The sequence below is a fragment of the Allohoeflea poritis genome, assembly GCF_027889715.1.
Lineage (GTDB): Bacteria > Pseudomonadota > Alphaproteobacteria > Rhizobiales > Rhizobiaceae > Hoeflea_A > Hoeflea_A poritis.
On sequence record NZ_JAPJZH010000001.1, the window covers coordinates 509,176 to 523,955 of the forward strand.

A 14,780-nucleotide genomic window follows, 5' to 3' on the forward strand; every position below is an offset into this window, starting at 1 on the left:
CGCATAGGCTCAATTGGCCCATTGACCTCCTTTGGCGATGAGCGGTGTTCCGGCGCACTGGAATGCGCTTCCTGTACGGTTGGCCGTAACGGCTGGACGGGAAGGCTCGGTTCCTTGCGAGAACTCACCCATCCCATCACTCGCGGGTTCCGGCGGGCAAGAATCGACGGTTCTTGCCCGCTTTTTTACGGCGAAGTCACCGCAGTTCATTCTCGCCACCGGGCAAAACGATACCGGTTATGCCAAATGTGCCGCTCCGGGCTATAGTTTCGCCGGAAGCTTCAAAGAATCAGGTTGACTGCCCAATGGAATTCTCGACTCGCATCGAACGCTGCACGCCCGTCATACGGGTCGCGAGTTTCAAACAGGCGATGCCATTCTATCGAAGCATCGGATTTTCCGAGGATTGGCGGCGGCAGGTGGATCCCGCCTTTCCGGTCTTTGCGGCTTTGAGCCGCGACGGTGTGGCGCTTTATCTGTCAGAACACGCCGAGGACGGGGCTGTCGGCATAAGGCTGATGCTTGACGTTGCGGATGTGGACCAGTTTCACGCCGAGTGTACCCGCAACGGGGTGCACATATTCGAGCCGCCGCAGGACACGATCTCGGGCACGCGTCAAATGAGCCTGCGTGATGTCGACGGCAATATCCTCACTTTTGTCAGGCCGCTTTCCCAGCGTCTGTTCTGATCAAAAAACCGGACGCTCAAAATACGTGCGGAAGATCGTGAAACGCGGAATTCAACGCCTGTGACCATGCATCGGAAAGCCTTCCGAAATCCTTGTCGTCCGGTTCGATGCGGCGGCGTTCGGAAATTTCATAGGAATCCGTTTTGATAATGGCGAGATCGAGCGGCATGCCCACCGAAAGGTTGCTGCGCAAGGTCGAATCCATGGAGACACAAGCCGCCAGTTTTGCCTTTTCGAGCGGCGTTTGCGGCGTGATCACCCGGTCCAGGATGGGCTTGCCGTATTTGTGCTCGCCGATCTGGAAAAACGGCGTGTCGGCGGTCGCCTCAATGAAATTTCCGGCGGAGTAGACGAGAAACAGCCGCAGCGAACCGCCTTTTCTCTGGCCTCCGACCAGAACGGTCGCGTTGAAAGCGGTGCCCTGTGCTTCCATGCCCTCGCGGTGCCTTTCCTGGACCTGGCGCATGGTCTCGCCGACGATCTGCGCGACACGGAACATGCTGTCGGCATTCAGGATGGTCTCCACCTCGGGATCGACCGCCGTCATTTCGATCTGTTTTTCCAGCCGGGTGATGACCCCTTGCGTGATCGAAAGATTGCCGGCTGTCAGGAGCACGATCGCGCGCTCCTGCGGCACCTCCCAGCTGTGCATTTTGCCGTAGCGGGAGATATTGTCCATTCCTGCGTTGGTGCGCGTGTCGGAGAGCAACACCAGACCGGCGTCCAGCTTGATGGCAACACAATATGTCAAGCAAAGTTCCTACTGCTGCTGATTGTCGGAAACCGCGACATCCGCCGAGAGCGTGATTTGCGATCCGCCGACCACATGGCCTTTTATCGGAGTCGCATCGTCGGCGTCCAGCCCACAGGCGATCCGAATGTAATGATCCGTCGGCGAAATGCCATTCGACGGATCGAGCCCCACCCAGCCAAATTGCCTGATGTGAGCCTCCACCCAGGCATGGGTCTCGAGCAGCTCGTCCTCGTCATCGGCCGCCTTCAGGTAACCGGTGACATAGCGCGCCGGTATATCGAGCGCCCGGCAGGCGGAAATGAGGACATGGGAATGGTCCTGGCAGACGCCTGCGCCGATCGCCATCGCCTCGGCCGCTGTGGTGGTCGCCGTGGTGGCTTCAGGCCGGTAGTCGATCGCTTCGCGCACCGCCAGCGATAGCGCATGCGTGGTCTCGAGCGCATCTTCCTTGCGCGCGGCTTCCGCCAGCGTGCGGATCGCTTCGTCCGCGCGTGTCAAATCCGTATCGCGCAGGAATATCGAAGATGGCGGCTTTTTCGGGAGATCACGCACCACCCCGGACTTGTCTTCGGTTGAAACCACGCCATTCGCCAGAACCTCGACCCGGGACACAGCGCCTTCGCTTTGCCACAACGCGATTTCGTCGCCATAGCCGGTGATGTAGATGGGCGCGACCGGATCGCCATTGACCGTCACGGTCCAGCCTTCGACCGACTGTCCGTCATAGACCGACGGAAACAGCTTGAGCCGCAGCGAGACGCGCGCTGCCGCGGGTTCGTAACCGTATTCGGAACGGTGACGCACGCTCAGCCGCATCAGCTTTTCCCGTCAGAAGTGATAAGCATCCGACACCTCCTTGCTGATACGCGCGGTCGTGGCGATCTGATCGTTGATGAATTCATGCAAGCCATCGCTGAAGACGGCGTTGATGTCGAGGCGGGTCAAACGTCCCAGTTCCGTCTGCGCGGTACGCTGGCATTTGTGCGCGCCGCCGTGGTTCTTGTCGAGCCTGTCGAGACAGCCGTGGATCTGGCTGTAGCTGAAAGCGACGGAGCGCGGGAATGTCTGATTGAGCAGCAGGAAATCGGCGATGTTCCAGGGTGCGTAGTCGCCGCCATAGTGGTGGTGATAGGCGCGCAGGCCGGACACCGCGTGCAGCATCGACATCCACTGGTGATGGTCGCGGCCGCCGCCCACGACCTCGGTTTCCGGCAACAGCAGGAAATATTTCACGTTGAGGAGCCGCAATGTCATGTCGGCCCGCTCGATATTGCTGCCAAGGCGCAGGAAGAAGTAGCCCTCGTTCCGCAACATGGCCGTCTCAACAGCGCCGCGGAAGACCGCCGCCCGCTTGCGGATCCATTCCAGCAGATGATCGAGCTGGCGGCGGGCGGCCTGCGTGTCCATCGATTCCAGATAGCGCCAGTCTTCGTTGAGGCTCTCCCACATCTCCTGCGTCAGCGCCGTGCGGACGGCGCGACCGTTTTCCCTGGCCTTCGAAAAACAGGCCTGTACCGCTGATGGGCTGACAGGATCGAGAATGAGCTCGGCCACGATATCGGCCTCGGTGACCGGCCGGTCCTCAGGCGCGGGCGCACCGGTTGCCTGTAACAGGGAGGTCCATTCGGACTGCCCCATGCTGCCCGGCAGCGTCGCCATGCGCTGTCCCATCGAAATCATTCTGGCGGTCGCCTCGGCACGCTCCATGTAGCGGCCCAGCCAGAACAGGTTTTCGGCGGCACGGCTCAGCATGGCATCATTCCCGCAGCACCCATGTGTCCTTGACGCCGCCGCCCTGGCTTGAATTGACGACGAGCGAGCCGGCCTTCAGCGCCACCCGGGTCAGACCGCCCGGCACCAGCCTTATGTTCTTGCCGACAAGGCAGAACGGCCTGAAATCGACGTGCCTGCCCATGATCTGGTTGCTTTGAAGCGTCGGCGCCGTGGACAGGTCGAGCGTCGGCTGGGCGATGAACTCGGCGGGATCCGCGATGATGCGTTTGCGGTAATCCTTGATCTCCTGCTCGGTGCTCTTCGGCCCGATCAGCATGCCATAGCCACCCGAGCCATGCACTTCCTTGACCACAAGCTCTTCGAGATTATCCAGCACATGCGCAAGTTCATCGTCCCGGCTGCACTGATAGGTGGGAATGTTTTCCAGCACCGGCTCCTCGCCGAGATAAAATCGGATCATCTCCGGGACATAGATGTAGATCGCCTTGTCGTCCGCAACGCCGGCGCCCGGAGCCGAGCAGATATTGACGTTGCCGGCCCGGTAAGCATCGAAGAGACCGGCAATGCCGAGCATGCTGTCGGGCCGGAATGTCAGCGGATCGATATAGTCGTCGTCAATGCGCCGGTAGATGACATCGACCCGTTGCGGGCCGCGCGTCGTGCGCATCCACACCTTGGCTTCATCGACGAACAGGTCCTGCGGCTCGACGAGTTCTATGCCCATCAGGTCGGCCAGGAAGGAATGCTCGTAATAGGCGGAGTTGAGCGATCCGGGCGTCAGCAGAACGACGGTCGGCTCGCCCGATGCGGAAGCCGGCGCCACTTCTTTCAGCGTGCGCAGCAGTTCGTCCGGATAGTGATCGACCGGCTGCACCGGCCCGCCGCTGAAAACATCAGGGAACATGCGCGCCATGATCTCCCGGTTTTCCAGCATGTAGCTGACACCCGAGGGCGTGCGGCAATTGTCTTCCAGAACCTGGAAGCTGCCGGGTCCGGTACGCACGATATCGATGCCGACGATGTGGCTGTAGACGCGGCCGGGCGGTGCGAACCCGACCATCTGCGGCAAGAACGCGGAGTTGCAGTAGACCAGACGGCCGGGAATGATGCCCGCCTTGATGATCTCGCCGCGGTGGTAGATGTCATAGAGGAAGGCGTTCAGCGCCCGGGCGCGCTGACGTATGCCGCGGTCGAGTTGCGCCCATTCGGTTGCTGAGAAGGCGCGCGGTATCAGGTCGAACGGGATCAATCTTTCCGGGTCGCCCCCTTCGCCGTAGACGGCGAACGTAATTCCGATTTTCCGGAAGATTGCCTCCGCCTCGTCATTGCGGCGGCCAAGAAGCTCGGTTCCCGTTTCTTCAATCCAGTCGGCAATACGCCTGTAAGGGGCGCGAATGCCGTCCGTCTCTTCCATCTCGTTAAAGGGCACGCCGAGCCTTTTTTACTGTTTCCCCTCCGCACTTTTTCGTGCGTATCGGGAAAGCCTAGCAAAACTCTTTGCAATCAGGAAGATGTGGTCCTGCATGAATATTGGGCAGACGTTTAACCCATCAATGTCGAATTTCTAGGCCGATCGAGGTAAGGCGGGAATTACAGGTCCACCTTTACCACGCCGCCTTTCTCCTGCGCGCGTGAACAGCACAGGATGATCTTTTGCTCCCGCTCCCTCGCAGACAGGACGTGGTCGCGGTGTTCCACGTCTCCGGTGACAAGCGGCGCGGAACAGACGCCGCAAAGGCCATCGCTGCATTTCACATCGACGGCAATGCCGGCGGCATTGAGCGCATCGGCGGCGGTTTCGTCCGCGGGCACCTTTATGGTGCGACCGGATTTCGTGAGCTCCAGTTCAAAATCAAAATTGACATAGTCCGGTGCCTCTGGAACGGAGAAGTACTCCTTGAGAAGCGCCTCTTCCGGCCAGCCCTTGGCCCCGGCGGCCTCGAATACGCCGTCCATGTAGCGGTCAGCGCCGCAGGTATAGAGCCGGAAACCCTCCCGGTAGCCGGGTATCAGCTCGGGCAAGTTGGCGCGCTTGCCGTCGGCGGAGAAATGGAAGAATACGCGCTCGGACCAGGGCATTGCCTTCAGTTGACGCGCGAAGCCGGACTGCTGTTCGGATTTGGCGCTGTAATGGAAGATGAACTCACGTCCGAGTGCGTGGAGCCGGTGCGCCATGGTGATCAGCGGCGTGACCCCGATGCCGCCCGCCATGAGGATGGAAAAAGGCGCTTCCTCGTCCAGCGGAAAATGATTGCGCGGCTCGGAGATAAAGACCCGCCTGCCCTCCTTGAAGACACGGTACATGAGGAGCGATCCGCCGCGGCCCTTTTCCTCTTTCTGAACGCCGAGAACATATTTGCTGTTGTCCGAGGGATCACCGGCGAGCGAATACTGGCGCTGATATTCGGGCGCGATGACGACGTCGACATGGGCACCTGCATCAACCGGCGGCAACAGCTTTCCATCGGCCCGCGTGAGTTCGAAAAGGACGATGTCATCGGCAAGGTCCTCACGTTTCGAGACGATCACCGGAAAGACCGGCGGCGGCCCGTCCAGCGAGCGCGCCTTCGGCGTCAGGCCCTCGGTATCGCCGGCTGCGAGTTTTTTGCGGTAATCCTCCGGCGTCAGCATGGTGCGGTAGCGCTCAATGCCCTCTTCGCGGTTGAGCGGATGCGTTACCGGATAGGGCAGCGGCATGACATCCGCCGGATAGACGGCAAGCGTCTGGTCCTCATATCTGACGTCGAGTTGTTTTGAGAGCCCGCGCCGGTTTGCCGACTCTGCCTGCACATAACGGCCCTGTTGTGTGTCGAGTTCGACGTCCCACCACCATGTCTTGACGGGATTGATCTCGCCGCGCCCCAGCGCGTCATCCATTGCCGCCAGCGTTTTGGCGCTTTTCGGCGCGTTGATCGCCAGCCAGCGAAACGCCTCGTCGGCAAAGAGGCCCTCCAGGTTCCAGGGACAGGTCTTCATGCAGCGCCCGCACATGCCGCCGGCCGTATTGGTGATACGGTATCGGGCGCACTTCTCGGCATCGGATTTCCAGATCTCGTAGCCATTGTACATCAGCTTGGGGCCGGCCGTGATCGCACCGGACGGACATTCACGGGCACATTTGTTGCAGGAGTTGCAGAAATGCTGAAGACCGAAATCGATCGGCTTGTCGTGGGTCATCGGCATGGATGTCGTCACGACACCGGATTTCAAACGCGGGCCGAGAAACGGATTGAGGATGACCTCGCCGATCCGGCTCACCTCCCCCAGACCGGACAGCAATAGGAGCGGCGGCTGCAGGACGTCGCCGTCAAGCACCGAATGAACCCGGGCGGAGTAGCCCAGCCGGCGTATCTGCTCGCCAATCACGCCGCCAAGCAGCGAAAAACGCAAATAGGCACGCATCGATTGCGCCACCGAGATCCAGTCGTCGCCGCTCGCGCCCTCCATCGTCTCGAAGCCCTGGTCGAGCAGCAGCGAAACGCCATTGTCGTGGTAGGGCTGCAGCGGATTGCCGCCGGCATCGTGCGAATAATAGGCCCATTCGGGCACCCGGCTGAGACCCACCGCATCGGCGGACAGATAGTAGGAGGCGGCCTTGAGATTGTCGGCGTTGCGGGCCGGGTCCGTCGCCTGCGGCGAGACCGGTCCCCGCGCCTCGCCGAACTGAAGAAGCAGCAGTGCGCCGAGCGCCCGGCGCGCGCAGGCGCCGATTGGGCTTTTCATGACATACATGCCGCCCTTGGCGCCTTCCTGGACCTGTTTGCCCATATCGCCGAAAAGCGCCCGGGCAAAGAAATCGGCCCGTTTGGGAAAGCGCGGCACACGCTCCTCGTCGATGAAGGTGGTCGGCTCGTCGCGGCGCTTGATCGTCTCGAAGGGGTGCGGCCCCATGCGGAAATCGCGGTCGCGATACGGAATGGCTGTCGCCGCCCGCCGGTCCGTTCCCCGGCCCATCCACCAGTCCGGGCCGTGGGACCGCCATCCGGCACGGCCGCCATGCTCGCCGAGCGGCGCATCCGGCACCATCTCAAGCGTTGTGGTCACCGCGGCGAGCCCGAACCGCGGACCAACAAAGGGATTTGCCAGAACAACGCCGTCCTCACCGCGCTCCACCGAGCACAGACCCGACGACACGCCGAGCCGGTTCAGATCGACATCCGACGTTGTCGCCGTATGGGCACGGGCCTCGTAACCGAGCATCCGCAGATAGTTGGCGATCACCACGGCGACATTGGAGGTCAGCAGTGCGGCGCGCTCAGCCTGAGTGTCAACGAACCACTCCGTGCCCGGCTCATCCGGGCGCGGGTCGCGCGTATGCTCGACAAGAAAGACCAGCGCATATTTGTGGTGATCGACCGGCCCAAGCTCCACGCGGGTCGATTCCAGCACGTCGGCATAGATCGCATCGATGCCGGAGGCGAAACTTTTCGGCTGGCCGGCTTCCAGCTCCGCCTTGATGTCGTCGATCATCGGGTTGCGGAACGGCTCTGCCAGGAAATGTTCTCCCTCAAGACGCGCGATACCGACCATGGAGGCATCGAAATAGTAGCCCGCTGCCTTGAGATGATTGGAGCGTTCCTGGAGATCGTCCGGAATCTCCGCTTCGCCGTGGACGATCTTGCCGTCGCGCACGGTGTCCATCATGGCAAGGAACCGGGCCATGGCATGGGCCAGCGATTCCTGCGGATGGCGCGCGAAATCCATCGGCCGCATTGGCGCGATATCCGAGAGATCCGGATCGGCCGTTGACCGGTTCAGCCTTTCGAGCGGAAAGGGGCCAAGATGGAAGGGGCGTTTTCTGGTCGAGAAGAGATTGACGTTCATGGCTTTTAAAGGCGGACCAGCTCCCTCGTTTCGCCGGCCGACAAAGCGTCGATCAGGCGCAGCACGGCATCAAGGTCGTCCTTTGCGATCTTGCCGGCATATTGATCGTTGAGCTGTTCAACCAGCGGGCGGCATTCTTCCATGACCGCCCTGCCCTTTTGCGTCAGCCTGATCTCGACGCCGCGGCCGTCGCCATCGACCCCGCAACGCCGAATCAAATCCATGTCTTCCATGTTCCGCAGGGCGCGCGAAACCGCCGAACGCGCAATGCCGACATAATTTGCCAGCGCCGAAGGCGTGTTGACATTCTCCAACCCCACACCGCTCAGGATGCACCACATCAGACGCGTTATGCCGAGCGGGCTGATCATCTCCTCGAGCTCGGTCTCCATCAATCGGGCAAGGCGGGAAACCTTGTATCCGAGCCTGGAGTGCAGCCGGTAGCCGCAATCCATTGCAAGTTCCTCCGGACATCGCTGGTTCGTCCGATATGGTTACCGACGTTAATTAACAATGTCAATTATTTACTTGCGATGTTAATCAACACGGCACACCGGACGAAAACTTTGTCTTCAAGGATCGGCCCGATCGAACTAAAAGAAATCTCCAACAACGGGACCCAAACGATGCAGAAACCTGAAATCCTGATCGCCGGCCGGCTGATGCCGGCTGCGCTTGAAAGCCTCAAGCACGCCTTCACCGTGCACGAGGCCTATGAGACGGATGCGTTGGAAGCCGTGATCCAGGCGTCCGGCGAACGCATTCGCGGCGTCGCTAGCAGCCCGTTTCGAAGCGTGAACCGAGATCTGATCCTTCGTCTTCCCAATCTGGAAATCATTGCGAATTTCGGCGTCGGCTATGACAATATCGACGCCTCGCTCGCCGCAGAAAATGATGTCATCGTGACGAATACGCCCGATGTGCTGACCGACGAGGTGGCCGATACGGCGATCGGCCTCCTGATCATGACGGCCCGCGAACTCTCCGCGGCGGAACGTTGGCTTCGCGCCGGCAACTGGCAAAAAAGCTACCCGCTCACGCGCGGTACATTGCGCGACAAGAGGCTTGGCATTTTCGGCCTCGGGCGAATCGGCCGCGCGATTGCCCATCGGGCACAGGCCATTGGCATGGAGGTCTGTTACCACAACAGATCGCGCTTGCGCGATGTAAACTATCCATACATTTCAAGCCTGCGTGAACTGGCGACCCACTGCGACGTGCTTTTGTGCGCCGCCCCCGGCGGAGAAGCCACGCGCGGCCTGATCGGTCCCGACATCTTCGAGGCACTGGGTCCGGACGGCATATTCATCAATATCGGTCGGGGTTCCACCGTCGACGAGACCGCCCTCATCAAGGCGTTGAAGGACGGGACCATCATGTCGGCCGGCCTCGATGTCTTTGAAGACGAACCCAATGTCCCGGCGGAATTGCTGGCAATGGATCACGTTGTTCTGCTGCCGCATGTGGCCTCCGCCTCACAGCATACACGCAACGCGATGGCGCAGTTGCAGGTCGACAATCTGACCGGCTGGTTCGAGAAAGGCGCACCTGTAACGCCGGTCGCCGAAACGCCCTGGCCACGTTCGTGACAAGTTGAGGCAAGCCAGCATCCGGAACTTGCGCAAGAGCAATATGGGCACACAGCAGGTAAATCCAGACGAGAAGCGCAATCTGTCGGTCCTGTTCGGCCAGCGCGCGCTTCAAACCGTTGGCTGGTCCATGTCCAACCCGGCCGTTGTGCTGTCCTATCTGGCAATTTCGATGGAGATGCCGATCTTACTGGCGGGCCTGCTTGTCAGCGTGCGGCGATCCGGCAATGTCGGGATGGCCGTGTTCGGCTCCAGCGCCGCGGCCCGCCTTGTCAACAAGAAAGTCGTCATCGCCCGGACGGATTTCATACTCGCCCTGTGCGCCCTTCTCGCTATTGCCTCGGTCCTGACGACGTCTACAGCTGTCGTGACAGCCACGTTTTTCTTCGTCGTCCTGATGATCGGCATGGTCGAGGAATATCAGAATCTCATCAACTGGGATTTCCTGGCCGATGTGCTTGAGTCCCAAAACCGCCAGCGCCTGATCTACGCGGCCATGGGCATCGGCGGCACATGCACGATCGCATTTACCTGGGCCGTGCATGTCGCAACGCAGGAATACCCGGCCTTTGCCCGGCACGCGGCGGTTGTCGCCATCGCGGTCCTCAGCTTCTCCATCGCGGCATTGTCCGTGTTGCAGGTTCGCGACCTGAGAGTTGCAACAAACGACAATCGCGCGACAGGTGAGCGCCGAAACTTTCCACAATCGGCCCGGCTCGCCCTTCTGGATTTTGTCTCCAAATTGCGGGACCTGCTGACCATGCCGTGGTTCCGCCGGTTCCTGATGATCCGGCTGGCGCTGCAGACCGTCGAACTGTCCATACCGTTTTTCGCGATCCTTGCCGCCATTGCCCACAGCGCCTCGCACAAGGGATTGACTGCGCTGATTATCTCTTCCGCGGCTGCACTGATGCTTGCCGGCCCTATCTGGCGTTCGATCGGTCGGCTGTCGAACGGGATGGTCATGGCCTGCGGCTCTCTGCTTGCGGCGGCGAGCGGAGCCGCGCTGGTCCTCAATCACTATGTGCCCACAGTCGACGATACCATCGCCCACTCGGCCGCGCTGTTCGCCGTCACGGTCGGTGTTCAGGGCGTTACCAATGCCCGGGCGCTTTGGTATCTGGACAACGCGCCCAAGGCGCATCGGGTGGCCGGCCTTGCAACATCCAAAAGTGTCGTCAAGGTATGGAGCGTCGTGCTTGCGGCCCTCATGGCGGCACTGGCGCACGCACAGCACATTGCCCTGGCAGTTTCCCTTGTATCCTTTCTTAACCTCTGTACGGCAATATTCATCCTGTCGATCTCGGGCCGCGCGAAAGCTGCAGCGGCCTAGGTTGTAAATTGCGATGGCACAGCATTGGTATGAACGACACTCAGTCTCTAACTGAAAAACGCAACCTGTCCGTCCTGTTCGGCCAAGGGACGTTTTCGACCACAGCCTGGACAATGGCCAATCCGTCCGTTGTCCTGACCTATCTTGCAATCTCGCTGGAACTCCCCGTCTTGCTGGCCGGTATGCTCGTCACATTCGGTCAGGCTGCATGTCTGATGACGGCGATTTTTGCGACGCCGATCGCGGCACAAAGACCGCAGAAAAAAAGAGACCTGGCGGCAACCGATATTGTTCTGGCGGTTGCATTCGCCGTGGCATTGGCTGCCGCCGCTTTCGGAACACCTCTTGTGGTCGGGATCTGCTTCGTTTTTGTCATACTCGTTGTCAAAGCGACGTCCGAGTATCAGGCCATCATAACCGCCGGGTTTTACGGGGAAGTTCTCAATTCGCGGTCGCGTACACTGCTGATGTATTCGGTCATGACCCTGGGCGGAATCGTAACCGGTACGTTGGCCTGGTCGGCGCATCGGGCGTTCTTTGACGATCCGCCCTTTGACCGCCATGTGGTGCTGGTCACGATCGGTGTTGCCTGTTTTGTTGTCGCGAGCGCCGTTATCCTGCTGGTCCGCGAATTCGAGAGGGTGGCGCGGGAGACACCGGCCTCCGTCGATAAAGCAGTTCACAAGTTCTCGATTGCCGCACAAACAAGCGAGGCCATTGACAATTTGCGCCTGCTGATCGGGATGCAGTGGTTCCGTCGCTACCTGCGCGTCCGGCTGGCATTGCTGACCGTCGAACTTTCCATCCCCTTCTATGCCATCCTTGCCGCCCTGGCACACCACACGTCGCCCAAGGGCCTTGCCGCGCTTATCCTGTCATCGGCGACCGCGCTCATCGTTTCCGGACCGCTTTGGGGATTGGTGGGAACCAAATCGACACGAACCGTCATGACGGCAGGTGCAAGCCTGGCAGCCCTGGCCGGTGCCATTCTGGTTGCGAACTTCTTTTATCCGGTCATCGACTCGCCCTATATCCACGCGATCGCGTTGTTCATCGTGACCGTTGCGGTGCGAGGCGTATCGACGGCGCGCTATCTCTATTTCATGGATGTCGCGCCGGAAGAATACGCCGTCATCGGTATCGGCGTCTCCAAGGTCGTGGTTCGAACCGTTGGAATCGCTTTGTCCTTTGCCATGGCGTCCGTTGCCCATCTGCAGCATGTGATCTGGGCGATCCTGGCGCTGGCGCTGATCAACGCCATCACGGCGGCGCTCACCTATCGCACGGCCGGCAATCCCGACACGAAGACTCAGCTGATATAGGCTTTATCAGAAGGCTTCGGCGCTGGCCTTCTGCCAATGATGCGCGAAAACGGGGTTGATATCCTTGCCGAGAAGTTCTCCCGGTTCGAGGAACGGGTAGATCTCGTTGTAGGTGCGCTCGGTTTCATCCGCGACACGCTGATAGATCAGGTCCGGCGTCAGTTGCTCGGGCGATTCGAGACCCATTGCACCGACCAGGTCAAGAAAACTCTCAACCGTTGCATCGTGAAAATTCGCGACCCGGACCTGCCGCGATTCAATGTCCACCGCCTTGGCCCGCTGCCGGTCCTGCGTGGCGATGCCGGTCGGGCAGGTGTTGGTGTTGCAGCGCACCGCCTGTATGCAGCCGAGCGCGAAGAGCATCGGCCGCGCCATGTTGCACATGTCGGCCCCAAGCGCCAGCTTCTCCACCATGTGGAAACCGGTGACGACCTTGGCGCTTGCAATGAGGCGCAGCTTGTCGCGAAGCGATGCGCCGACAAGACAGGAATGCACGAAGGACAGGCCTTCATTGATGGGCACGCCGAGGCGATCGGTGAATTCCAGCGGCGCCGCACCGGTGCCGCCTTCCGCACCGTCAACGGTGATGAAATCCGGCAGGATCTTGGTCTTGAGCATCGCCTTTACGATGCCCATGAACTCGTGACGCCGGCCGACGCAGAGTTTGAAGCCGACCGGTTTGCCGTTGCTGACCTCGCGCAGGCGCGCTACCCACTCAAGCAATCCTTCCGGCGAGGAAAAAGTCGTATGCGCAGGCGGTGAGATAACGTCCTTTCCCACCGGAACGCCGCGGATCCGGGCAATCTCCTCATCCACCTTCGCTGCCGGCAATACGCCGCCATGGGCCGGCTTGGCGCCCTGGGAAAGCTTGATTTCAATCATCTTCACCACATCGCGGTTGGCGATTGCGATGAACTTGTCCTCGTCAAACGTGCCCTCCGGGGTGCGGCAACTGAAATAGCCGGTGCCGATCTGGAAGATGATGTCGCCGCCGCCAGCCAAGTGGTAGGGGCTCAGCCCGCCCTCGCCCGTATTGTGCGCGAAGTTGCCGCGCTTGGCGCCGGCATTCAGCGCGTGGATCGCCGTCGGGCTCAAGGCTCCGAAGCTCATGGCGGAAATATTGAGCCTGGATGCCGAATAGGGCTGCTTGCATTCCGAACCGCCGACGACAATACGCGCCTCGTCGCGCGAGACTTTCCTGGGCGCCAGAGAGTGGCTGCCGCGGGTGAAACCCACATCCATGATGTCCCGCTGCGTGCCGAAAGGCTGGGTGTCGACGGTTCCCGAGGCCCGGGCATAGACAAGGTTGCGATGGATCCGGTTGTAGGGCTTGCCGTCCTCATTGTTCTCGACGAAATACTGCCTGATTTCCGGACTGATGAACTCGAAAGCGTAGCGCAGGTGGCCGATCACCGGATAGTTGCGCAACACATTGTGGTCTGACCAGTGAATGTCGTAGAAACCGACAAGTATCAGCGGCACCACGATCACCAGTGCCCATACAAAGGGCGGCCACGCCAGGGCGATCAGCCAAACGGCGAGCAGTGCCACGACCGACACGACGTAAAAGACTGTTCGCATCATAAGGCGCATCCTCCGCGATCCTGCGCAGTTCGGTACTGCGCGATAAGGCCGCCGTAGTTTGCGGCTTAGAGCGACTCTAGCTTTCGCCCAATTGCACGATCAAGAATTATTGTGAAAAATTCGCGATGTAGCGGTCTGTGCATCCACGGCGCGCCGACCGGAGACTGCCAGGGAGCGGCACAGGATTACCCGACAAGCAACACAATCTCGGCCCACTTTGGCCGCGAATCCGCATTTTGTATTGGCCTCCGGCAAATACCCGCACCGCTGAGACAAGGGTTGCGGAATCGAACCGGACCGAGATTTTGTGAGCAGGAGAGTCACGATGAAATCAACAAACCCGGCAGTTGCCCTGGTGGCCGCAACGACAGCAATCCTTGTTGCAGCAACACCGATTCGGGCTGCCGATACACCGCCGGCTGAAATTCCGGAGGCAGCGGCCCCGAAACGCCACTTTACCAAAATCGGCATGCTGAGCTGCTCCAGCGATGGCGGCTTCGGCTACGTCGTCGGTTCGTCCAGTGACCTGAGCTGCACATTCTCGAACCGCCACGCCGGGCAGGCCCACGAATATTACAGCGGATCCATCACCAAGGTCGGCCCGGATATCGGCTTCAAGAGCCGCGAGAGGCTGATCTGGGCCGTATACGCGCCGAGCTACCAGGTTCCGCAGGGCCGACTCGACGGCACGTATGTCGGCGTGTCGGCCGCCGCCGGTCTCGGCATCGGGGTCGGAGCCAATGTCCTGGTCGGCAATCTGAAAAACAACCTCAACCTCGTTCCGGTGAGCGTCAGCGGCAATATCGGTCTGAACGCGTCTGCCGGCATCGGGGCACTGACACTCTCCAGCGAAGCGGCATCACGCTGAACATCCTTCCGGCGCCCGGCTGTTGAATTGCGGCGGCCGGGTGTCGCACCGCTGGTAATTTTAGTTAAAGATTACATATTATA

General features: G+C 60.4%; 12 protein-coding genes. 5 read left to right on the forward strand and 7 right to left on the reverse strand.

All coding sequences use genetic code 11. The features are described 5' to 3' along the window. The first annotated feature begins 305 nt into the window (after window positions 1-305). A complete protein-coding gene (locus OOZ53_RS02615; RefSeq protein WP_271087743.1) occupies window positions 306-689 on the forward strand; it encodes a glyoxalase superfamily protein in 384 nt (127 codons plus the stop codon). Between the two features lie 16 nt (window positions 690-705). On the opposite strand, the gene OOZ53_RS02620 is transcribed toward OOZ53_RS02615, so the two are convergent. The 6 genes from OOZ53_RS02620 to OOZ53_RS02645 all read right to left on the reverse strand — a co-directional run bounded on the left by OOZ53_RS02620 (window position 706) and on the right by OOZ53_RS02645 (window position 8,456). Beyond that, window positions 706-1,440 carry a proteasome-type protease gene (locus OOZ53_RS02620; RefSeq protein WP_271087744.1) on the reverse strand — a complete coding sequence of 245 codons (735 nt, stop codon included), beginning with the start codon at window positions 1,438-1,440 and terminating at the stop codon, window positions 706-708. Window positions 1,441-1,449: 9 nt separating this feature from the next. Beyond that, window positions 1,450-2,259, reverse strand: a complete 810-nt coding sequence (locus OOZ53_RS02625) for a transglutaminase family protein (RefSeq protein ID WP_271087745.1) — start codon at window positions 2,257-2,259, stop codon at window positions 1,450-1,452. A gap of 12 nt (window positions 2,260-2,271) precedes the next feature. Further along, on the reverse strand, window positions 2,272-3,195 hold the full coding sequence (locus tag OOZ53_RS02630) for an alpha-E domain-containing protein (RefSeq protein WP_271087746.1): 924 nt from the start codon (window positions 3,193-3,195) through the stop codon (window positions 2,272-2,274). A gap of 4 nt (window positions 3,196-3,199) precedes the next feature. Continuing rightward, window positions 3,200-4,591 (reverse strand): circularly permuted type 2 ATP-grasp protein, encoded by a 1,392-nt coding sequence (locus OOZ53_RS02635; protein WP_271087836.1) that lies wholly within the window; start codon window positions 4,589-4,591, stop codon window positions 3,200-3,202. Between the two features lie 176 nt (window positions 4,592-4,767). Further along, entirely contained in the window at window positions 4,768-8,001 is a 3,234-nt protein-coding gene (locus OOZ53_RS02640; protein ID WP_271087747.1) for a 2Fe-2S iron-sulfur cluster-binding protein, read from the reverse strand. 5 nt (window positions 8,002-8,006) lie between these two features. Further along, window positions 8,007-8,456: a MarR family winged helix-turn-helix transcriptional regulator gene (locus tag OOZ53_RS02645; RefSeq protein ID WP_271087748.1), complete on the reverse strand. Its 450-nt coding sequence runs from the start codon at window positions 8,454-8,456 to the stop codon at window positions 8,007-8,009. Between the two features lie 171 nt (window positions 8,457-8,627). Here OOZ53_RS02645 and OOZ53_RS02650 point away from each other — a divergent pair, with 171 nt between their 5' ends. Genes OOZ53_RS02650 through OOZ53_RS02660 form a run of 3 tightly spaced genes read left to right on the forward strand, consistent with a single transcriptional unit; the run spans window position 8,628 to window position 12,245 of the window. Then, window positions 8,628-9,590 (forward strand): 2-hydroxyacid dehydrogenase, encoded by a 963-nt coding sequence (locus tag OOZ53_RS02650; RefSeq protein ID WP_271087749.1) that lies wholly within the window; start codon window positions 8,628-8,630, stop codon window positions 9,588-9,590. Between the two features lie 43 nt (window positions 9,591-9,633). Next, entirely contained in the window at window positions 9,634-10,923 is a 1,290-nt protein-coding gene (locus OOZ53_RS02655; RefSeq protein ID WP_271087750.1) for a hypothetical protein, read from the forward strand. Between the two features lie 29 nt (window positions 10,924-10,952). Further along, window positions 10,953-12,245, forward strand: a complete 1,293-nt coding sequence (locus OOZ53_RS02660) for a hypothetical protein (protein ID WP_271087751.1) — start codon at window positions 10,953-10,955, stop codon at window positions 12,243-12,245. Between the two features lie 6 nt (window positions 12,246-12,251). Here the strand turns inward: OOZ53_RS02660 and OOZ53_RS02665 are convergent, their stop codons facing one another. Beyond that, a complete protein-coding gene (locus OOZ53_RS02665; protein WP_271087752.1) occupies window positions 12,252-13,829 on the reverse strand; it encodes an FMN-binding glutamate synthase family protein in 1,578 nt (525 codons plus the stop codon). 325 nt (window positions 13,830-14,154) lie between these two features. On the opposite strand from OOZ53_RS02665, the gene OOZ53_RS02670 reads away from it, so the two are divergent. Further along, entirely contained in the window at window positions 14,155-14,697 is a 543-nt protein-coding gene (locus OOZ53_RS02670; protein ID WP_271087753.1) for a DUF992 domain-containing protein, read from the forward strand. Window positions 14,698-14,780: the final 83 nt, after the last annotated feature.